The organism is Pseudomonas sp. NPDC078700 (assembly GCF_044542375.1).
Lineage (GTDB): Bacteria > Pseudomonadota > Gammaproteobacteria > Pseudomonadales > Pseudomonadaceae > Aquipseudomonas.
The window spans coordinates 215,349-235,958 of sequence record NZ_JBITUI010000003.1 but is presented as its reverse complement, the minus strand read 5'-3'; the positions used below and the strand labels follow the sequence as shown (position 1 = coordinate 235,958).

General features: G+C 46.1%; 20 protein-coding genes. 14 read left to right on the top strand and 6 right to left on the bottom strand.

Features of this window, described 5'->3' with window-relative positions:
* Positions 1-55 precede the first annotated feature (55 nt).
* From wecB to ACIGCM_RS11385, 11 genes are all read left to right on the top strand, one after another.
* Entirely contained in the window at positions 56-1,195 is a 1,140-nt protein-coding gene (wecB, locus tag ACIGCM_RS11435; RefSeq protein WP_397502179.1) for a non-hydrolyzing UDP-N-acetylglucosamine 2-epimerase, read from the top strand.
* A gap of 61 nt (positions 1,196-1,256) precedes the next feature.
* Complete coding sequence (wecC, locus tag ACIGCM_RS11430; protein WP_397502178.1) at positions 1,257-2,525, top strand: UDP-N-acetyl-D-mannosamine dehydrogenase; 1,269 nt, start codon at positions 1,257-1,259, stop codon at positions 2,523-2,525.
* A 272-nt stretch (positions 2,526-2,797) separates the two neighbouring features.
* The gene (locus ACIGCM_RS11425; RefSeq protein WP_397502177.1) at positions 2,798-4,045 is read left to right on the top strand and encodes an oligosaccharide flippase family protein; all 1,248 of its coding nucleotides are present in this window, start codon (positions 2,798-2,800) and stop codon (positions 4,043-4,045) included.
* On the top strand, positions 4,014-5,252 hold the full coding sequence (locus tag ACIGCM_RS11420; RefSeq protein WP_397502176.1) for an O-antigen ligase family protein: 1,239 nt from the start codon (positions 4,014-4,016) through the stop codon (positions 5,250-5,252). Before ACIGCM_RS11425 ends, ACIGCM_RS11420 begins: the two co-directional genes overlap by 32 nt.
* Positions 5,253-5,301: 49 nt before the next feature.
* Positions 5,302-6,390 (top strand): hypothetical protein, encoded by a 1,089-nt coding sequence (locus ACIGCM_RS11415; RefSeq protein ID WP_397502175.1) that lies wholly within the window; start codon positions 5,302-5,304, stop codon positions 6,388-6,390.
* Complete coding sequence (locus ACIGCM_RS11410; RefSeq protein WP_397502174.1) at positions 6,390-7,127, top strand: glycosyltransferase family 2 protein; 738 nt, start codon at positions 6,390-6,392, stop codon at positions 7,125-7,127. The genes ACIGCM_RS11415 and ACIGCM_RS11410 overlap by 1 nt, the downstream gene beginning before the upstream one ends.
* Before the next feature lie 13 nt (positions 7,128-7,140).
* Positions 7,141-8,043, top strand: a complete 903-nt coding sequence (locus ACIGCM_RS11405; RefSeq protein ID WP_397502173.1) for a glycosyltransferase — start codon at positions 7,141-7,143, stop codon at positions 8,041-8,043.
* A gap of 227 nt (positions 8,044-8,270) precedes the next feature.
* Positions 8,271-9,230 carry a UDP-glucose 4-epimerase family protein gene (locus tag ACIGCM_RS11400; protein WP_397502172.1) on the top strand — a complete coding sequence of 320 codons (960 nt, stop codon included), beginning with the start codon at positions 8,271-8,273 and terminating at the stop codon, positions 9,228-9,230.
* Entirely contained in the window at positions 9,227-10,249 is a 1,023-nt protein-coding gene (locus tag ACIGCM_RS11395) for a glycosyltransferase family 4 protein (protein ID WP_397502171.1), read from the top strand. The genes ACIGCM_RS11400 and ACIGCM_RS11395 overlap by 4 nt, the downstream gene beginning before the upstream one ends.
* 62 nt (positions 10,250-10,311) lie before the next feature.
* Positions 10,312-12,309, top strand: a complete 1,998-nt coding sequence (locus ACIGCM_RS11390) for a polysaccharide biosynthesis protein (RefSeq protein ID WP_397502719.1) — start codon at positions 10,312-10,314, stop codon at positions 12,307-12,309.
* 120 nt (positions 12,310-12,429) lie between these two features.
* A complete protein-coding gene (locus ACIGCM_RS11385; RefSeq protein WP_397502170.1) occupies positions 12,430-13,230 on the top strand; it encodes an SDR family oxidoreductase in 801 nt (266 codons plus the stop codon).
* Positions 13,231-13,274: 44 nt separating this feature from the next.
* Here the strand turns inward: ACIGCM_RS11385 and rfbD are convergent, their stop codons facing one another.
* From rfbD to rfbB, 4 genes are all read right to left on the bottom strand, one after another.
* On the bottom strand, positions 13,275-14,153 hold the full coding sequence (gene rfbD / locus ACIGCM_RS11380; RefSeq protein WP_397502169.1) for a dTDP-4-dehydrorhamnose reductase: 879 nt from the start codon (positions 14,151-14,153) through the stop codon (positions 13,275-13,277).
* A gap of 2 nt (positions 14,154-14,155) precedes the next feature.
* A complete protein-coding gene (gene rfbC / locus ACIGCM_RS11375; protein ID WP_397502168.1) occupies positions 14,156-14,698 on the bottom strand; it encodes a dTDP-4-dehydrorhamnose 3,5-epimerase in 543 nt (180 codons plus the stop codon).
* Complete coding sequence (rfbA, locus tag ACIGCM_RS11370) at positions 14,695-15,573, bottom strand: glucose-1-phosphate thymidylyltransferase RfbA (protein ID WP_397502167.1); 879 nt, start codon at positions 15,571-15,573, stop codon at positions 14,695-14,697. The genes rfbC and rfbA overlap by 4 nt, the downstream gene beginning before the upstream one ends.
* A gap of 71 nt (positions 15,574-15,644) precedes the next feature.
* Entirely contained in the window at positions 15,645-16,703 is a 1,059-nt protein-coding gene (rfbB, locus tag ACIGCM_RS11365) for a dTDP-glucose 4,6-dehydratase (protein ID WP_397502166.1), read from the bottom strand.
* Positions 16,704-16,937: 234 nt separating this feature from the next.
* On the opposite strand from rfbB, the gene ACIGCM_RS11360 reads away from it, so the two are divergent.
* From ACIGCM_RS11360 to ACIGCM_RS11350, 3 genes are all read left to right on the top strand, one after another.
* Positions 16,938-18,128 (top strand): CynX/NimT family MFS transporter, encoded by a 1,191-nt coding sequence (locus tag ACIGCM_RS11360; RefSeq protein WP_397502165.1) that lies wholly within the window; start codon positions 16,938-16,940, stop codon positions 18,126-18,128.
* Positions 18,129-18,218: 90 nt separating this feature from the next.
* Positions 18,219-18,647: a hypothetical protein gene (locus tag ACIGCM_RS11355; RefSeq protein WP_397502164.1), complete on the top strand. Its 429-nt coding sequence runs from the start codon at positions 18,219-18,221 to the stop codon at positions 18,645-18,647.
* A gap of 12 nt (positions 18,648-18,659) precedes the next feature.
* A complete protein-coding gene (locus tag ACIGCM_RS11350) occupies positions 18,660-18,992 on the top strand; it encodes a YnfA family protein (protein ID WP_397502163.1) in 333 nt (110 codons plus the stop codon).
* Between the two features lies 1 nt (position 18,993).
* On the opposite strand, the gene ACIGCM_RS11345 is transcribed toward ACIGCM_RS11350, so the two are convergent.
* Positions 18,994-19,242: a YheU family protein gene (locus ACIGCM_RS11345; protein WP_397502162.1), complete on the bottom strand. Its 249-nt coding sequence runs from the start codon at positions 19,240-19,242 to the stop codon at positions 18,994-18,996.
* A 127-nt stretch (positions 19,243-19,369) separates the two neighbouring features.
* The gene (locus ACIGCM_RS11340) at positions 19,370-20,566 is read right to left on the bottom strand and encodes an osmoprotectant NAGGN system M42 family peptidase (RefSeq protein ID WP_397502161.1); all 1,197 of its coding nucleotides are present in this window, start codon (positions 20,564-20,566) and stop codon (positions 19,370-19,372) included.
* Positions 20,567-20,610: the final 44 nt, after the last annotated feature.

The following is a 20,610-nucleotide window of genomic DNA, read 5'->3' as shown; positions in this document are numbered from 1 at the left end:
ATAATCAAAATTTCATGTTTAGCATGCCATTAAATTCCAAAACGGAGCTGTTTTAATGAAAGTACTTAGCGTTTTTGGAACGCGACCAGAAGCAATTAAAATGGCTCCGTTAGTCCTTGCTCTTGAGTCAGACCCTCGATTTAACTCACGTGTCTGTGTGACGGGGCAGCACCGTGAAATGCTTGATCAGGTGTTAGATCTTTTTTCTATTAAGCCTGATTTTGATCTAAGCATTATGCGTCCCGGGCAAGACCTAACAGACGTGACGTCATCGATATTAATAGGAATGAAACAGGTTTTTACCGAGTTTAAACCTGACGTGGTGCTGGTACATGGCGATACGGCAACGACTTTTGCAACTACTTTAGCGTCTTATTACCAGCAAATACCAGTTGGTCACGTGGAAGCAGGGCTCCGTACCGGCAACCTATATTCTCCTTGGCCGGAAGAGGGTAATCGCAAGCTAACAGGGTGTTTAGCCCAAATACATCTTGCACCGACTGAAACGTCAAAATCGAACCTCTTACGTGAGGGTGTTTCCAAACAAAACGTTTTTGTTACTGGTAATACCGTTATTGATGCGCTGCTAAGTACAGTTGCCTTATTTGATAGCAAGCCGGATCTTAAACAAAACACGGCTAAGGTATTCTCTTTTTTAAATCCAGATAGTCGTTTAGTGCTAGTGACAGGCCACCGCCGTGAAAGTTTTGGGGGGGGATTTGATCGAATCTGTACGGCGCTGAAGCAAATTGCTACTGCTAATCCTGACGTTGAGATAGTCTACCCGGTGCATTTAAACCCAAATGTCCAAGAGCCTGTACAGCGTTTACTCGCAGGTGTAGAGAATATTCATCTAATAGAGCCTCTTGATTATCTTCCTTTCGTATATTTAATGAGCCAGTCTCATATAATTCTTACAGACTCCGGTGGTATCCAAGAAGAAGCACCTTCGCTTGGAAAGCCGGTACTGGTGATGCGTGAAACAACGGAAAGGCCAGAAGCTGTAAATGCTGGGACAGTAAAATTGGTTGGTACTGATAGTTCAAATATTGTTAAAGAATTACAAGTATTACTTTCGGATGATAGCGCTTACCAAAAAATGAGCTTCGCTCACAATCCCTATGGCGATGGCAATGCATGTCAACGGATCTTAAGCGCTTTAATCGAAAATTTAAATAATGATAGCCGTAGTTAATTTCTACTGTTAGACGTTATAGTTGATTTTATTAAAAAGTTATTGATATATAGGGATTCACATGTCGTTTGAAACTATATCTGTTGTTGGCCTTGGCTACATTGGTCTCCCTACCGCTGCAGTATTTGCATCGCGGAAGAAAAAGGTCATCGGCGTTGATGTGAACCAAGCGGCCGTAGATCTCATAAATAAAGGCCAAATACATATAGTCGAGCCAGACCTAGACTTGGTGGTCCACACTGCGGTGACCGAGGGTTACCTTCGTGCCACAATATCCCCTGAGCCGGCGGATGCTTTTTTGATTGCGGTACCAACGCCATTCAAAGACGATCATCAACCTGACCTTAGCTACATTGAGTCCGCAAGTCGGGCAATCGGGCCGGTCCTAAAGTCGGGTGATCTGGTAATTCTAGAATCTACTTCTCCAGTAGGCGCTACTGAACAAATGTCAGCCTGGCTGGCCGAGTGTCGTCCTGATCTGACTTTCCCCCAGCATGCTGGTGAGGAGTCGGACATTCGAATCGCCCATTGTCCTGAGCGCGTCCTTCCAGGCCACGTACTGCGTGAGTTAGTGCAAAACGACCGCGTTATTGGCGGTATGACAGATAGATGCTCTAAAGCTGCAGTAAGTCTATATCAGATTTTTGTCGAGGGTGAGTGTGTTATCACAGGCGCACGCACAGCAGAAATGTGCAAGCTAACAGAAAATAGCTTTCGAGATGTAAATATCGCATTTGCAAATGAGCTTTCGATTATTTGTGAAGAGTTAGACATCAATGTTTGGGAGTTAATACGTTTAGCTAATAGGCATCCTAGAGTAAGTATTTTACAACCGGGCCCCGGTGTTGGCGGGCACTGTATCGCCGTTGATCCTTGGTTTATCGTTAGTAAAACTCCAGACTTGGCAAATCTGATTCGTGCGGCACGAAAGGTTAACGATTCAAAGCCTGAATGGGTCGTGGATAAAGTGAAAATTGCTGTTGCGAGTTTTTTGCAGGCTAATCCTACTAAAACCGCATCTGACCTTACTGTGGCTTGTCTAGGATTGGCTTTCAAGCCAGATATCGATGACTTACGTGAAAGTCCAGCGATGCTTATCAGCCATAGACTATCAGCAATCCATCCAGGACGATTACTGATAGTTGAACCTAATATTAAAAAACTTCCCAGAACATTAGAAAATAGTTGTGAACTTCATGATCTTTTAAGCGCTCAGGAAAAAGCCGATATTGTAGTACTTCTAGTTGATCATAAACAATTTAAAGGGATTAAGCTCAGTAGTTTCAGAACACCGTGGGTAGTTGATACACGGGGAGTCATAAGCAATTGACATTCGCTGTTGTTGCCGGCACTTAATTGTTCAGGGTATCTGGCATCCACAAGGTTAAAGTGTTTACAGATCACTGTATAATCTGTATTTAGGTATAGAGATAGTGGACGGGGAGAATGTATTTATTTTAAATATATTATTGTCTGACAGAAAAAACTGCAGTGATGTAAATTACTGTTTTTCTTGGGTTCTGAAATAGGTTTCGACGTTCTATTTAGCAAAAACTGTAAATTTATTATGGCCAATAAAATTGATTGAAGATATCAAGTAAAATGCGAATAATCCAATATGAACGGTCACTTAGTGTAGCACTAAGAGCGGGTGCACTGGTAAGTCGATTTTTACTGATTCTTTCGTTGGCATACTACTTAACCGCGCTAGAGTTCGGGCAATATGGCTTGTATCTGGCGGCTACAAGTTACCTTGTTTATTTTTTGGGATTTGATTTTTACAATTATACTACACGAAAAATAATAGGGCACAGCAAGAGAGAAATTGAGTTTGCTTTGAAAGGGCAAGCAGTTTTTTTTATGATTTCTTATGCTATAGCTATACCCTCTTTAGTCGCACTGTCTGTATTGAAATACTTACCAATTAATATAACCACGCTATTCATCGTTATTTTGGTTTTCGAGCATGTAAGTCAAGAGTTATATCGGTTACTGATTGCTTTATCTGAGCCGCTCTGGGCAAGTGTCACTCTATTTGTGCGTACTGGGTTGTGGGTCGCCGTTCTTATTCCTTTAATGTTATGGGAAGCCAACTTCAGAAATTTATATATAGTTATGTTGTTCTGGGCTTTTGGGGGAGGACTGTCATGTGGGGTAGCAGTTTATCGCGTACATAAAAAAAAGTTTTCCTTTACAAATATCAGCACCAACTGGAAATGGATATGGCAAGGCATCAAAGTAGCAATTCCATTGTTAGTTGCGACTCTTTCGATTAGGGCATTATTTACATTCGACCGCTTTTTTGTAGATTCAATTAACGGTAAGGACTTTCTTGCTGTTTATGTACTTTTTATCGGTGTCTCAGGAGCTATAGCGTCTTTTCTTGAGGCCGGTGTTTTTGTTTTCACCTACCCACGTTTAATTGAACTGTACAAGAACGATTTAAAAAATGAGTTTGTTTGTGCGGCAAAAAAAATGCTTAAGCAAACGATATTGATTTCTGGGGTCTGCGCAATTTTTTCGTATTATATACTTAAGGTATATTTGAAGGTTTTCGATAAAGAATACTTCTATTCTTATATAAATATTTACCCATGGTTAGGACTAGCTATGTGTATATATTGTCTTTCTATGGTGCCTCATTATGTGCTGTATGCTATGGGGCGTGATAAATGTATTGTATTATCTCAGATTTTAGGTGTTCTAGTTTTTGCTGTCAGTTCATTTGGTTATGACAGTGGAGTACTAACTGTTCCGTATGCTCTTTGTATATCTTTCGTTACGGTTTTCATAGTCAAAACTACCGGGTGTTATTGGTATGATAAAACCTGGACAAATAACAGGTGTTAGCATTAAAAATCAAACAGGTCGTATTTCGGTGTTAATTAATAATAAGTCAGGCTTAAGCTATTTTATAGGATTTCTAATAAATCTTCCTATGCTTCCTGCTATTTTAGGTTTCGATATTTCTGGTGTAAGTGTTATTTATATAATTTCGCTGGTATTGTTCGTTATTAAAATGATGGTAACACCCAGTTCGGTTAAGGTAAGTGTTATTGGGGTTTCACTATTTTTGGGTTTTGTTATATCTTTTGTACTTTCATTTTCCTTTAGTGATTATACAGATTACGCTAACTATAAGTTTGCATTTTTTTTTGTGAAATGCGTAACATTGTTTACTGTAGGTATATTGGCTTCATATAATATTTATAGTTTTTTTAAAGGCTACTTTCACTCGATAGTTATCGTCGCCACAATCGCTTTAGCTCAATTTTACATGCATAGTATTATGTCCGGTCTTGGTTTCTCTATCAGCAATCGGCTTGAGGTTGGCTCGGTAAACCCTATATGGCTATCTAGGCTTTTAACTGAAGCATTTCTTTGTATATTGATATTTTCCTTAAACCGAAAATATCTGGCACTGGCTTTTTTTATAGGGTTGCCGAGTGTTTTGCTATCGGGATCAAAGGGACCAGTGCTAGCTCTTTTTATATCATTATTTTACAGGTTAAAAAATATTGATAAGCGAAAACTTATATTTTTTTCATTTATGGTTATCGCGCTCTTGATTATATTTATAAATAGTTTTGCGAGTAGCGAAGTCCAAGAGTTTTTTCAGCAACGATTCTTGAGAGTAGTACCCGATACAGTTGGTAGTGATGATATTGCTAATAGTCGCAGCGCTATATGGTTGCATTCTTTACAACTGGTTTTTTCAAATGCTGCGCTTTTTTTTCAAGGGGTTGGAGTTGGAAACGCTTATCTAGTAGTTTTTGATTCCCCAATTAGATTTTATCCACATAATATATTCATTGAAATTCTTCTGGAGAACGGTTTCACAAGCTTGCTGTTATTCGTTACAACAGTAACCTGTGCTTTTTTAAAAGCACGTAGGTCCTATTGGATGCCGTTGTTTATATTTCACGTCGTCAATGCTCTATTTTCTGGAGATATAATACAGAATGAAAAGTTATTCTTGTTCATTGGGTTAGCGTTTTCTTCCGCAGTTTATGTAAAGCGCACCCTGAATGGTCAAATATATTATGTTAATAAATAATTAATATACATATTTTGGTTGTTGAGTTTATAGTTGTTAAGAGGTACCCATGAAATATATATATATAACTACAGAGAATATTGATCGCCAACCAATTTTAACTAGTCAGGTTATACCCTTACTTAAAGGTCTAGAAAGGAAGGGCGTGCCGACCTTTTTAGTTACCTCTGGTGATAGTAATTATTCGGACACGCGACGCAAGTCATTCATAAAAAGTAATAATTTTCAGTTGCTGAAAGCGTTTTTTTTCTTTCTAAAAAACAATTCTGACAGTACTTCAGTTATTCATGTTCGCTCTTATTGGGCAATGATACCTGTGCTTTTTTTGAAGTTATTCAAGCGATTTAAGGTTATATGGGACCCCCGAGGGTTGTTACCACAAGAATATATTATGCGGTTTGGAAAACTTAAAGGTGGTGGTGCTTTTATAGTTTTTTCTATTTTAGAGTTTTTTGCTGTGGTATTTACTGATTTAATAATTTTAGTTTCAGATAATTTTAAAACATATTTTATATCAAAATACTCAATTCTTAACGAAGATAAATTGCATGTAATAAGAACTTTTTCTGCAGCTTCTTCGCGGGTATCTATTGGTCGACCTGTAGGCTTAAGTTTTGTATATTCTGGATCTATTGAAGCTTGGCAGTGCATAGATCAGTTAAAAGTTTTTTTTGATAATATTCAACGACTTGAATCGTGTACCTTAACTATACTGACAAAAGATGTTGAAAAAGCATTGAATTTCTTCACAGGGTATTCGACCGTAACAGTCAAATCACTACATCCTGATGAGCTTACAGAAGAGATTTCAAAATATTCTTTTGCAATAATTTTCAGAGAATATGATGTTATTAATCATGTTGCGGCACCCGTTAAAGTTGCTGATTACATAAAGGCGCGTACCCCTATAATAACCAACGGAAATGTAGGGGATTATAGTGATGCGCTATTGGGTTTCGGAGTTGGTTTTTCTTGGAGCGACAATATCGACTTGCCAGAGTTCGTGAATAAACTTAATGATTATAAGTTCAACGATATAGCGTTTGTAAAATTTGAGGAAGAATATCTTTCCTTTGATCGAGCTGTGAACAGTTATTACAATCTGATTCTTGGGTGTTTACCTGAAGGTAAGTTGTAATGACTTTAAATAGACGAGTTAGTGTGTGCATTGCTACCTATAATGGTGCCCCTTTTTTAGAAGAGCAACTTGTCTCAATAGCAAGTCAGCTAAGAGCTGACGACGAAATAATTATTTCTGATGATGGTTCGCAAGATGACACTTTAAAAATTTGTGAATTGGTAAAAAATACTTTTCCGAAAATTAGCACTTCTATTTTGAGCGGGCCCCAATTAGGTGTGTCTAAAAATTTTGAAAATGCAATTTTAGCCTCAACTGGAGATTATATATTTTTATCTGATCAAGATGATGTTTGGTTGCCAGACAAATTGCATACTTTCTTGGAGGCTCTTTCACATGCGGACTTGGTTTTGTCTAATGCATATATTGTAGATTCACAATTAAATATAAATCACAATGCAGTGATTTTTCAAAATGTTGCTGAGCTAGGTTTTTTTAAAAATATTATACGCAATAATTATGTAGGATGTTGTTTAGCTTTTCGTCGTAATATCTTACACAATGCTCTACCGTTTCCATCTCGTATACCAATGCATGACTGGTGGCTCGGGTTGATAGCACGTTCATTTAACTATAATACTTTTTATATTGATAAACCTCTTATGCTTTATCGCCGACACGGTGCGAATGTATCTGCTACATCTGAAGGCTCAAAGTCCTCTCTATACGATAAGGCTAACTGGCGTCTTTATTTACTTTCAAGAATATTATTTCGATGGTTGAAGGCAATTTTTTAATGAGGATTTTAAATTGATTACACGTCCTCGCATTGCAGTCCTTATGGCTTCATACAATGGGATCCGCTGGATTGCGGAACAGGTAGATTCAATTTGTAATCAAGTTGATGTTGATGTTCATCTTTACGTTAGTGTTGACCTGTCCACGGATGGAACCTACCAGTGGTTGGATGAATTGTCTCGCACATCCGCAACAGTTTCTATCTTGCCTTATGGTGAAGTCTTTGGTGGTGCTGCTAAAAATTTCTACCGTCTAATCAGAGATGTAGACTTTGGAAATTATGATTATGTAGCTCTAGCAGATCAAGATGATATCTGGTTTCAATATAAGTTAATAAATGCTGTTGATTCGCTTTTGAAGAATCACTGCAGTGCATATTCCTCTAATGTTATTGCTTTCTGGGAGAATGGTAGCGAAATTATAATAGAAAAATCACAGCCACAACAAAAATACGATTATTTATTCGAAGCAGCTGGCCCTGGTTGTACGTATGTGATGGCTACTGCCGATCTTCTAAAATTCAAAGACTTTTTAGTTGAGCATTGGTTACAAGTTCAGAGTATAAAATTACATGATTGGTTAATCTATGCTTGGTATCGGTCACAACAGAACCTATGGTTTATAGATCCAATGCCCAGCATGCGCTATAGGCAGCATGAATCAAATCAAGTTGGAGCGAACAAGGGGTTCTCTGCAATGCGATCACGTTTACTTTTAATTAAATCTGGCTGGTATAGTGGAGAGGTTTTAAAAATCGCTAGTCTCGTTACCCCTAGTTCAAACGGATTACTGTTAGATGTCTTTAGTGAATCTGGAATTAATAAGTATTTTGCTATTAAAAATTTTTTAACCTTAAGAAGAAAGCTTACAGATAGCATTTTCTTAGCAGTTGTTATTGTCTTAGGTATTTATTAGTCTGGTTTCATTAAGGTATTATATTAGATATATCTAGTTATTTTAAATGCTATGATTTATAGTGAGGGTGTTGAGTAACTCTGCTGCGATGAGTTTTGTTGATGTTTTGACTCGTTATGGTTGTCATTCACTTTCTATGTTGGTTTAGTTTATGAGGCATAAGTTATATTTTTTATAAACTTACTCTAACTAGCAAATATTTTTTATCATAAGACGAGAAGTTAACTGTGAACATACTCTTAACCGGTGCTAGTGGTTTCGTTGGTCGCGAGTTGCTGCAGCAGCTCACGATCGGCGGTCACAAGGTCACCGCTGCTGTACGCATGCATAACACGAACCTAGACCCTAGCGTCAGTCAGGAACTCATCACTGGTTTGACTGTGGACCAAGATTGGATGCATATGCTTCAAGGTCAGGATATAGTTATCCACCTTGCCGCGCGAGTCCATGTCATGAATGAAACATCACTTGATCCATTAGATGCTTTCCGCGCAGTAAACCTTCACGGTACACTCAAACTTGCAAAACAAGCCGCAGCATCAAGTGTTAAACGTTTTATTTTTGTCAGCTCCGTAAAAGTTAATGGTGAAAGTACGCAGTTGAATTACCCGTATAAGACTGATACTCCTGCGATGCCGGTTGATCCTTATGGGATATCCAAAATGGAGGCTGAACAAGGATTATTTGAATTGGCTAATGCCAGTGATATGAACGTTGTGATCGTGCGTCCTGTTTTAGTCTATGGGCCAGGTGTCCAAGCCAATTTCTTGAGCATGATGAGCTGGCTGAATAAAGGTATTCCTCTACCTTTTGGTTCGATTCAAAACTTACGCAGCATGGTTGCTTTGGATAATTTGACAGATCTTATTGTTACTTGTTTGGATCACCCTGCTGCTGCGAATCAGGTTTTCTTGGTAAGTGATGACGAAGATCTATCTACCACAACACTACTTAAAAAAATGGGTTCTGCTTTAGGTAGGCCTCCGCGCTTAATATCCTTACCCGGCTGGCTATTACAAATGATTTTTACTGGAGTTGGAAAGAAAGCTATCGGCCAACGCTTGTGCGGGTCTTTACAAGTTGACATCAGCAAAACGCGTGATTTACTCGGATGGACTCCGCGTGTTTCAGTTGATGATGCTTTGCGTAAAACAGCTAGTGATTTTTTGGAGGGGCGCGATAAATGATTATCTGGTGGATATTGCCCGCTGTAACCCTGCTCACACTTGTTCTCACCGACGTACTACGCCGTTATGCTCTGTCTAAAAGACTTATTGATATTCCGAATGCACGAAGTTCACACTCCGTTCCTACACCCCGCGGCGGCGGGCTTGCAGTCGTTATTATTTATTTGACTGTTCTTCCTGTCCTTTTTTTTATAGGTCTAGTTACTTTTTCTTCTATGCTTGCATTATTCGTTACCGGGGCGGTCATTGCGATTATTGGGTTTGTAGATGATCATGGTCACATTGCGGCTCGCTGGCGCTTGCTGGGTCATATAGTGGCTGCGGTCTGGGCTGTGTTTTGGCTTGGCGGCTTACCACCAATTGCTATCGCTGGGTTCACAGTCAGTAGCGGCTTTATCACCAGTTGCATAGCTGTTTTTTATTTGGTTTGGATGCTAAATCTTTATAACTTCATGGATGGCATTGACGGGCTGGCTAGCCTTGAGGCAGTTACTGTTTGCGTTGGGGGGGCAGTAATTTACTGGTGTTTAGATGAGCTTTCTTACGTTTACCTGCCGCTCACATTGGCGGGAGCTGTTGCAGGCTTCTTGTTTTGGAATTTTCCGCCAGCCAAAATTTTCATGGGTGATGCGGGCAGTGGTTTCTTAGGCATCACCTTAGGCATCTTATCAATTCAGGCAGCCTGGGTTGCTCCACAACTCCTTTGGAGTTGGCTGATACTGCTGGGTGTATTTATTGTTGATGCTACGTTTACCCTGCTTAGACGATTATTGCGTGGTGACAAGGTTTACGAAGCACATCGTAGCCATGGTTATCAATATGCCGCTCGTCACTATAAAAGCCACCTCCCTGTATCTCTTGGAGTGACTGCGATAAATATTGTCTGGTTATTTCCGCTAGCACTGTTGGTTGCCCTTGGCCACATGAGTGGGTTTTGGGCCATGCTGTTAGCCTATGCACCTCTCGTATTTTTGGCTGTAAAATTCAGTGCAGGCTCTATTGAACCCCAAAATTCATAAAGCTATTTAATCTCCACCTATAATTACGATCATGAGTTTTCGCCGTTAGGAATTACGTCAAAATTATGGATACGCTTCGCGTCTGGCTTCTCAAACTCCCTCGGCGATACAAGCGCCTTTTACAGGTTTGCGTTGACACCTGTCTTGTCTGGGGGGCACTTTGGTTGGCCTTCGCTGTGAGGTTGGGAATTGAAAACCCCGTTAATCCAATAGGGAGCCACCTTTGGCTGTTCTTAGCGGCGCCCCTCATCGCAATCCCTGTTTTTACTCGGATAGGCATGTACCGAGCGGTCATGCGTTATTTCGGCAATGACGCGCTGATCACTATTTTTAAGGCGATCAGTGTTTCCTCGCTACTGCTGGCGCTCGCTGTCTATTGGTATCAGTCATCTCCAGTCGTGGTGCCGCGCTCAGTCGTCTTCAATTATTGGTGGCTTAGCCTGGTAATGATTGGTGGCTTGCGTTTGGTCATGCGCCAATATTTTATGGGCGATTGGTACGTAGCTTCGCAGCAGGTGCCGTTCTTCAATAAACATGAAAATTTGCCCAAAGTTGCTGTTTATGGAGCAGGTGCTGCTGGTAACCAGCTTGTCGCCGCGCTGCGTATGGGCAGGGCTATGCGGCCAGTCGCTTTTATCGATGATGACAACGACATCGCTACTCGCGTCATCGCTGGGATTAAGGTCTTTAAGCCCAAGCATATCCAGCAGATGATTGATGAAACGGGTGCGGAAGAGATTCTGCTGGCTATACCGTCTGCAACGCGTGTTAAACGTCGTGAAATCCTCGAGCATCTTGAGGGCTTCCCGCTTCATGTGCGCAGTATTCCTGGATTTATGGATTTAGCCAGCGGCCGGGTTAAGGTGGATGATGTTCAGGAAGTCGACATTGCTGACCTGCTAGGTCGCGACGCTGTCCCGCCACGTAAGCCTTTATTTGAGCGTTGCATTCGTGGTCAGGTGGTTATGGTCACTGGGGCAGGTGGGTCCATCGGGTCTGAGCTGTGTCGACAAATAATCGCCACTGGGCCAACCACGCTTATTCTGTTCGAGCATAGCGAATTCAACCTATACAGTATTCACACCGAGCTTGAGCAGCGCGCTGTACGCGAATCGTTACCCTTGAATCTTGTTCCGATTCTAGGCTCCATCCGTAATCCAGGGCGTTTGCATGATGTGATGCGTACTTGGAAGGTCAATACGGTCTACCATGCTGCCGCTTATAAACATGTGCCTATGGTTGAGCACAATATTGCCGAAGGTGTGCTCAATAACGTCATTGGGTCGGTCAACACCGCTCAAGCGGCGCTTAAAGCGGGTGTTGAGCATTTCGTGTTGATCTCGACCGACAAAGCTGTACGGCCTACCAATGTCATGGGCAGTACTAAGCGTCTTGCAGAGATGGTTTTGCAGGCGTTGAGTCAGGAGTCGGCGCCAGTCTTATTTGGTGATAACGACACCGTACATCATGTTAATAAGACCCGTTTCACTATGGTGCGTTTTGGCAATGTGCTGGGCTCATCGGGTTCCGTCATTCCACGTTTCCATGATCAGATCAAGCATGGTGGGCCGATTACGGTTACGCACCCAAACATCACCCGCTATTTTATGACCATTCCAGAAGCCGCTCAGTTGGTCATTCAGGCTGGCGCAATGGGGCAGGGCGGTGATGTGTTTGTGTTAGATATGGGCCGACCGGTAAAGATCGTTGATCTCGCTGAGAAAATGGTTCATCTCAGTGGTTTGAGTGTCCGTTCGGAGAAAAATCCGCATGGCGATATCAACATCGAGTTCACCGGCTTGCGCCCAGGTGAAAAGCTCTATGAAGAATTACTGATTGGTGACAATGTCAGCCCAACTGAACATCCTATGATCATGCGAGCTAGCGAAGAGCATCTGGCGTGGGATGACTTTCGGCGTGTTATTGATGATCTAGTCCGTTCAGTTGGCAACGATGATTACGACCGGGTGCGCCAGTTACTGCGAGAAACTGTCAGCGGATATAAACCCGATGGTGAAATCGTGGATTGGATTCACCAACAGCGTCGCCTAGAGCCTTGATGCACAGATGAGTTGCTGTGGTTTGCCCTGATCATTCAGGAGGCTAATGGTACGTGGGTAGGATTATTTCCTTGAGTACACTGCTCAGCACTACCCACAGCACCATAAGGCGACCTCGGTATGCAAAATCGCATCATGATTACTGGCGCAGGCTCAGGTTTAGGCCGTGAGATTGCATTACGCTGGGCGCGTGAGGGCAGTCAGCTTGCACTCTCTGACGTAAACGCTGCAGGTCTTGCAGAAACACTGGTCCTTGTTCGTGAGGCGGGTGGGGATGGCTTTACCCAGCGTTGTGATGTGCGCGATTACAGCCAGCTAACTGAGTTTGCTCAGGCGTGTGAGGATAAGTTCGGTGGCATTGATGTGATCGTCAATAACGCCGGCGTCGCTTCGGGTGGCTTCTTCAACGAACTGTCGCTTGAGGATTGGGATTGGCAGATTGCCATCAATCTTATGGGCGTGGTTAAGGGTTGTAAGGCCTTCTTACCATTGCTTGAGCGCAGCAAAGGTAAGATCATCAACATCGCTTCAATGGCTGCGTTGATGCAAGGCCCTGCAATGAGTAACTACAACGTAGCTAAAGCCGGTGTCGTTGCCTTGTCCGAAAGTTTACTGATTGAGCTAAAGGCGCAGGAAATTGGCGTACATGTTGTCTGTCCGTCGTTCTTTCAGACCAATTTGCTTGATTCGTTTCGCGGGCCTACACCGGCAATGAAAGCTCAGGTCGGTAAGTTGCTCGAGAGCTCGCCCATCAGCGCGGCAGAGATTGCGGATTACATATACCAGCAAGTCGAGCAGGGCGAGTTTATGATTCTGCCTCACGAGCAGGGACGCATGGCTTGGGCGATAAAGCAGAAGAATCCGCAAATGCTTTACGATGAAATGAGCAATATGTCTGAAAAGATGCGCGCAAAGCGTTAACAGGTTCGTGACTGAGGAGCCTTTGCAGCTCCTCAGTTGTTTGCTTAAAGCGTTATCTCTTTAAGCATTTCAGCAAGCTCATCCCGCCAGTCACTCAACTCAATATTCAGCTTTTCCTGAATAAGGCTGCAATCCATTACAGACCACGCGGGGCGCTGTGCTGGGGTTGGGTAGTCCACGGTGTTGATTGGATTAACCTTTGGCGCTTTTGCCAGCATTTTTAGCTCAACTGCTTGGCGGAATATCTCTTCAGAAAAGCCATGCCAGGTTGTCGCTGGAGTGTTGCTGAAGTGATAGGTGCCCCAGTTCAAGCCGCCTTCTTTAAAGAACTCGGTTGCCAGCGCCCATAGCGCTTTGGCGATGCTGGCGGCTGAAGTTGGGCAACCCTGTTGATCAGCTACCACACCTAATTCATCTCGGGCTTGCGCTAGGCGCAGCATGGTTTTAACGAAGTTATTGCCATGGGCACCAAACACCCAGCTTGTACGCAGGATGATGTGGTGTGGGCAGTGCTTGGCTACCGCCATTTCACCCGCAAGTTTACTCGCGCCGTAGACACCGGTTGGGCCAGTTGCGTCTGATTCTTTATAGGGCGTTGTAGCATCGCCGCTAAATACATAGTCGGTCGATATATGTAAAAGCGGGATGCCGAGCTTACCCGTTGCTGTGGCTAGGTTTTCCGGGCCTTTTGCATTGACTGCATAGGCGTGGTCGATTTCGCTTTCTGCTTTGTCGACTGCGGTATAGGCGGCGGCATTGATGATTAACTGCGGCTGCAGTTCGACAACTTTGCTGGCAACTTGCTCAGGGTTGCTGATATCAAGTTCTGCGGAGCCAAGGGCTATTACGGTAAATCCAGCTGGGGCAAGACGAACGAGCTCATGGCCGACTTGGCCATGAGCTCCAGTGATTAATACACGCACGCTTAAGCCCCTTTGCCTAGCAACTGTCGCAAGCTCGGGTTTACTTGGTCTTTGCCAGAGAGTTGCGGTTGCTCGATGGGCCACGGGATATTGACGTCAGCGTCATTCCAGATCAGGCCGCCTTCGTCTTCTGGGAAGTAAAGGTCAGTGCACTTGTACTGAAAGTCTGCGATTTCACTCAGAACGCAAAAGCCGTGGGCATAACCAGGTGGTACCCAAAGTTGGCGGTGGTTTTCATCATTCAGTTCAACACCTACGTATTGGCCGCAGGTGGGTGAGTCTGGATTGATATCAACCGCGACGTCATACACCGAGCCACGGCTCACGCTAACCAGCTTGCCCTGAGGGCGCGTGCGCTGGAAATGCAGGCCGCGCAGTACGCCGCGCTGTGAGCGAGAGTGGTTGTCTTGCACGAAGGGCAGGTCGATTCCGGCTTCGCGATAGCGCTCGGTTTGAAAGCTTTCTAAGAAAAAACCACGGTGGTCGCCAAACACCTTTGGCTCAATGATCACTACACCAGCCAGTGCCGTTTCAATAACCTTCACTGTGGTTTCTCCTGTTCTAACAGGCGGCTTAAGTACTGGCCATAGCCTGTTTTGCTTAGCGCTTTTGCTTGGGCAGACAGCTGATCAGCGGATAGCCAGCCTTGGTTGTAGGCGATTTCTTCAAGGCAGGCGACTTTCAAGCCTTGGCGCATTTCAATGGTATGCACAAACTGGCTGGCTTCCATTAATGAGTCATGGGTGCCAGTGTCCAGCCACGCAAAACCACGACCAAACATGCTGACGTGTAGGTCGCCACGCTGCAGGTAGGCATTGTTTACGTCGGTGATCTCAAGTTCGCCGCGTGCCGATGGTTTAACGTTTTTTGCAATCTCGACCACTGAGTTGTCGTAGAAATACAGGCCTGTGACCGCGTAGTTGGATTTAGGCTTGGTCGGCTTCTCTTCGATGGAAATGGCCTTGCCCGTTTTGTCGAATTCGACAACGCCGAAGCGTTCTGGGTCGCTTACATGGTAGCCAAAAACTGTCGCACCGCTTTGGCGGTTCGCCGCTTCCTGAAGCATCGCACTAAAGCCATAACCGTAGAAAATGTTATCGCCAAGTATCAGGCAAACATTGCTGTCGCCGATGAAGTCTTCGCCAATAATAAAGGCTTGGGCAAGGCCATCAGGCGAGGGTTGTTCAGCATAGCTAAGCTCAATGCCAAACTCATCGCCATTGCCCAATAGCTTGCGAAATTGTGGTAAGTCCTCGGGTGTCGAGATGATCAAGATTTCTCGAATGCCGGCCAGCATCAGCACCGACAATGGATAGTAGATCATCGGTTTGTCATACACCGGCAACAGCTGTTTGGAAACGCCGCGTGTAATAGGGTGCAAGCGTGTGCCGGAGCCACCAGCAAGGATGATACCTTTCATAAAAACGTCCTGTACAAAACTCTGATATTTGCTGACGCGGGACAGGTGTATTGATTGCCCCGTAGCATAATTTAGATCTCAGCGCCGAGGCGGCCCAGGCGGTAGTCCCCGGTCAGCACACGTTGCCACCAGTCTTTGTTATCGAGATACCAAAGCACGGTTTTGCGAATACCGCTGTCGAAAGACTCCTGTGGTGTCCAGCCCAAGTCGCGCTCAATTTTCGAGGCGTCAATGGCATAACGCAGGTCATGCCCTGGGCGGTCTTTAACAAAGGTGATAAGCGCCTTGTAGCTCTCTGACGATGCCTGTGGCACCAGTTCATCAAGCAGTTCGCAGATGGTTTCAACAACCTCTAGGTTGCGCTTCTCATTGTGGCCGCCAATGTTGTATGTCTCGCCTACAGCGCCTTTGCTTACCACTTCAACCAAGGCGCGGGCGTGGTCTTCAACGTAGAGCCAGTCGCGAATTTGCGAGCCGTCGCCATAAACCGGCAACGGCTTACCGGCCAAGGCATTGAGAATTACGTGAGGAATCAGCTTTTCCGGGAAGTGATACGGGCCATAGTTGTTCGAGCAATTGGTCAGCAGTACCGGCAAGCCATAGGTGCGCTGCCACGCGCGGACTAAGTGGTCGGAGCTGGCTTTTGATGCAGAGTAGGGCGAGCTCGGGGCGTAGGAAGTAGTTTCGGTGAACAGGTCTTCTGTGCCTTCAAGATCGCCGTACACTTCATCGGTGGAAATGTGGTGAAAGCGGAAATCTTGCTTTTCATTCTCAGGCAATGCATTCCAATAACGGCGCGTCGCTTCCAGCAAGTTGTAAGTGCCGACGATATTGGTCTGGATAAACTCAGCAGGTCCGTCGATTGAGCGATCAACGTGGGACTCAGCTGCGAGATGCATCACTGCAGTTGGCTTAAATTCTGCAAATACTGTATCCAGCGCAGCGCTGTCACAGATATCCACCTCATAGAAACTATAGCGGGATGAGTCTTCAACCTTGGCCAGAGATTCTAGGTTGCCTGCATAGGTCAGCTTATCGAGGTTGGCAACCACGCACTGGGTGTTCTCAATTAGGTGACGCACAACAGCAGAGCCAATAAATCCCGCGCCGCCAGTTACAATAATCCGCATTCATGCTTCTCCGCTAAAGCGACTTTCCAAAGTGCTTTGAGATAAATTTTTTAACCTGAACATATTACATCAACTTTATTCTTGATTCTTTAAAGCCTAGTGCTTTCTGTCCGGCACAGGATCTGAACCTATTCTGACTATTAGGTCAGTTTTTTTGCCGTCTGATCTTGCCCTATTAAAGTGCGGCGGTTAGGGTGGCTGGCTAATCATTTAGCTCACGACTCTGGACGCCTTGTGAAGCCTGCATCTAAGACCTTGCTGCTCATCGTTTTGATTGTTGCAGCGATCAATCTGCGCCCCGGTATTACTTCGCTTGCGCCGTTGATTGAGCGTATTGCCGATGAGCTATCCCTGAGTCGCAGCCTGATCAGTTTGACCACCGCATTACCGGTTTTATGCATGGGCTTGCTAGCACCTTTTGCCCCTCGTTTTGCACTTCGCTTAGGGCTTGAGCGAACCATTATGCTCTGCTTGATGCTTATTAGCGGGGCCTTATCCATTCGTTTAATCGAAGATTCAACCCCTGTTTTGATCGGCAGTTCGGTGGTGTTGGGCGCAGCCATTGCGATTGCTGGGCCGCTGCTTTCGGGTTTTATTAAGCGCTATTTTGTTGGGCATGTCGGCAAGGTGGTGGCATGGTATTCGCTGAGTATGGCTATTGGCGGGGCGGCGGGGGCGGTGCTGACTGCATTGGCGACTCAGCTGCTGGGTGATAACTGGTCGCGCGGTCTGGCTGTATGGGCATTGCCAGCCGTTTTTGGAGTGCTTTTATGGCTGTTTATACCGAATCAGAACGTGGCCGCCGAAGCTGCTGAGCAACCCGCTGGGTTGCCGTGGCGTAAACCGCGCGCTTGGCTTATCAGCGGCTTTTTCGCGCTGCAAGGTGGTTTGTTCTATGCCATCGCAACCTGGACTGTTGCCCGTTACCACGAGGCCGGCTTCAGCTTGCTACAGAGCAATAATCTGTTTGGCATCATTATGTTGATGGGCTTGCCCAGTGCATTTCTTTTACCTTGGCTGGCTCAGCGGTTTAACAATCGTTATGTGTTGTTGATGCTGTGCGCAGCAACTTCGGCGCTGTGTTTGGCGATGATGACGTTTAAGCCAAGCCTTTTGCCGGAAGTGTGGGCCGTTGCGTTGGGCTTCGCGCTCAGTGGCTCTTTTGCTTTGTCTTTGGTGTTGCCGTTATATGAAACCAATTCACCTTTAGACGTCAGCCGTTGGACTGCCATGATGCTGTTCATGGGGTACAGCTTAGGTAGTTTGATGCCGATTATGACCGGTTTTATGCGCGATTTTTCCGGCTCTTACCAGCTGCCTTTTGCCGTAATGATGAGCATGGCATTGCTGATGACTGTACTCGCTGGCTTCTTGCGTCAAGGCACTCAACCCGCTGATGCAGCACAAGAACTCGGGAGTGCCTGACTACGGTTCATGTGCTCGGTGGGCAAGCTTCGCGTTGCCACGCCCTACGACCTAGGATATAAGGCAGCCTGATTTTTGTGGAGTGGCGGTGTGGAGTCTGAGTCGATTGTTTATGGCTGTATTCGCGATTGGCCGTCAGACAGCGCGCTTGAGAGCCGTTTGCGTCGGCAAATTAACCGACAGGTGCTGAGCGAGCTGCCTGCTGGGGATAGCTGGCCGCTGTTGGGGCGTGACATGTTCTCAGCTTCTCCGGCCCCGAGTGGGGGCGTTTACCAAACCCAGGTGATCCACTTTGGCGCGAGTTATAAGTCGGTCGAGTACGAGTGGAACCTGTGGATTGAACAATTCGAGACCTTGCTCAAGCGCTTGTATTGGGCCAGCGCGGTGGTACACCTTGAGACAGAACTGAATGGCACTCACACCTTCCGCTGGGAGTCCGATGGCGACTTTCATAGCCCGCAAGAGGGCGATCTGCGCGTACGTTGTGCGTGGGAGCGGGAAGGTGGCGGGCGTAAATAGCGAGGCGATCCAATGCTGAATTACCTGTGGTTTTTCATGGCAGCGGTATTTGAAATTGCTGGATGCTACGCCTTTTGGATGTGGCTCAGACTCGGTAAAAGCCCGCTGTGGATGCTGCCGGGCTTAGCCAGCCTACTCATATTTGCGCTGTTACTGACGCGAATCGAGGCCAGCTATGCAGGCCGTGCTTACGCGGCCTATGGCGGGGTCTACATTGTTGCATCACTGCTGTGGCTAAGCGCGATTGAAAAAAGCCGGCCGCTGCTAAGTGACTGGCTCGGCGCAGGGCTATGTGTGGCTGGAGCATTGGTTATATTGCTCGGGCCACGCTTTTCGAATCCGTAAACTAGTCGAGCGAGTCGGCTAAATCTTCAAGCCACTCTTTGGGCACATCACGCTTCATCGCCAGTTGGCACTGTTCGCTTTCAGGGTCGAAGATGATCACGGCTTCGCCTTTATCAAGGGCGCGGCGGACACGTTGAACGCGGGTTTCTAGCGGCGTTTCATCACCATTATCCGTGCCGTCACGGGTGACGAAGTCTTCGATCAGCAGGGTTAGCGTCTCGACTTGTAGCATCTGGGCAGGGATTAACACGCGAGCGCTCCATAGCGATGGGAAATTCAGCGGCGATGCTAACCCTTGCGCTCGCCGCTGACCACTTATGTTGCGTTTGAGTGCGCATGCCATAGCCAAGCAATTATGGAGCGGCTATGGCAGGTCGTCACTTCTCCTTGGTGTCTTCTAATGTATTGAGCAGGCTGTCAACCGAGGGTACGCGTGTGTCGCTTTCCATTTGCGCAGTGTGCTCGAGCTGATGGCTGAAACGTTCTAGCGAACCTTCGGCTGGCTGTGCATCGCTGGCAAATACCGGCGGGCTGAGCAGGTAGGCGCTGATGAGCTTGGTCAGTGCTGAAAGGCTGTCTATGTGGGTGCGTTCGTAGCCGTGGGTTGCATCACAACCGAAGGCCAGCAGGGCGGTGCGGATGTCATGGCCAGCGGTTACGGCGGACTGTGCATCGCTGTGGTAATAGCGGAACAGATCGCGGCGAACAGGAATGTCGTTCTCGCTGGCAAGCCGCAGTAGTTGGCGTGAGAGGTGGTAGTCATAGGGACCGCCTGAATCATGCAGCGCCACGCTGACCGCATGCTCACTCGACTGCTGGCCAGGCGCAACAGGGGCGATGTCGATGCCGACAAACTCGCTCACATCCCAAGGCAATGCACCGGCTGCACCTGAGCCGACTTCTTCGGTGATGGTGAAGAGCGGGTGGCAGTCGATAGGTGGCTCAATACCGCTGTCGACTATCGCCTTCAAGGATGCGAGCAGGGCAGCAACACCGGCTTTATCGTCAAGGTGGCGGGCGCTGATATGACCGCTTTCAGTGAACTCTGGCAGCGGGTCGAAGGCCACAAAGTCACCGACCGAAACGCCCAAACACTCGCTGTCGGCGCGGGTGGTCGTTATCGCATCAAGGCGTAACTCGATATGATCCCAGCTCACGGGCATCTCATCGATTGCAGTGTTGAAGGCATGCCCTGATGCCATCAACGGCAGCACACTACCGCGTAACACGCCGTGGTCGGTAAACACACTGACGCGGCTACCCTCGGCAAAACGGCTTGACCAGTGACCGATTGGCGCCAAGCCTAAGCGGCCGTTGTCCTGCACGGTTCTGACGATTCCGCCAATCGTGTCCAGATGCGCCGATATGGCGCGATCAGGGCTGTAGCGTTTGCCTTTGAGGGTGGCGCGGATTGTGCCGCGCCGGGTCATTTCAAAGGGGATACCCAGCTCATTCAAACGCTCAGCAACATAACGCACAATTGTGTCGGTAAAACCGGTCGGGCTGGGGATGGCGAGCATCTCGAGCAGTACTTTCTGCAGGTATTCAAGATCCGGCTCTGGGAGTGATTGCATAAATGCCTCCTGACAAATGAAAGGGTCTTGGGCTTTGAGCACCG

What these genes read in the sequence shown, in the direction of transcription:
- wecB (WP_397502179.1), top strand. Translation starts at nt 56, where the DNA reads ATGAAAGTACTTAGCGTTTTTGGAACGCGACCAGAAGCAATTAAAATG.
- wecC (WP_397502178.1), top strand. Translation starts at nt 1,257, where the DNA reads ATGTCGTTTGAAACTATATCTGTTGTTGGCCTTGGCTACATTGGTCTC.
- ACIGCM_RS11425 (WP_397502177.1), top strand. Translation starts at nt 2,798, where the DNA reads ATGCGAATAATCCAATATGAACGGTCACTTAGTGTAGCACTAAGAGCG.
- ACIGCM_RS11420 (WP_397502176.1), top strand. Translation starts at nt 4,014, where the DNA reads ATGATAAAACCTGGACAAATAACAGGTGTTAGCATTAAAAATCAAACA.
- ACIGCM_RS11415 (WP_397502175.1), top strand. Translation starts at nt 5,302, where the DNA reads ATGAAATATATATATATAACTACAGAGAATATTGATCGCCAACCAATT.
- ACIGCM_RS11410 (WP_397502174.1), top strand. Translation starts at nt 6,390, where the DNA reads ATGACTTTAAATAGACGAGTTAGTGTGTGCATTGCTACCTATAATGGT.
- ACIGCM_RS11395 (WP_397502171.1), top strand. Translation starts at nt 9,227, where the DNA reads ATGATTATCTGGTGGATATTGCCCGCTGTAACCCTGCTCACACTTGTT.
- ACIGCM_RS11385 (WP_397502170.1), top strand. Translation starts at nt 12,430, where the DNA reads ATGCAAAATCGCATCATGATTACTGGCGCAGGCTCAGGTTTAGGCCGT.
- rfbA (WP_397502167.1), bottom strand. Translation starts at nt 15,573, where the DNA reads ATGAAAGGTATCATCCTTGCTGGTGGCTCCGGCACACGCTTGCACCCT.
- rfbB (WP_397502166.1), bottom strand. Translation starts at nt 16,703, where the DNA reads ATGCGGATTATTGTAACTGGCGGCGCGGGATTTATTGGCTCTGCTGTT.
- ACIGCM_RS11350 (WP_397502163.1), top strand. Translation starts at nt 18,660, where the DNA reads ATGCTGAATTACCTGTGGTTTTTCATGGCAGCGGTATTTGAAATTGCT.
- ACIGCM_RS11340 (WP_397502161.1), bottom strand. Translation starts at nt 20,566, where the DNA reads ATGCAATCACTCCCAGAGCCGGATCTTGAATACCTGCAGAAAGTACTG.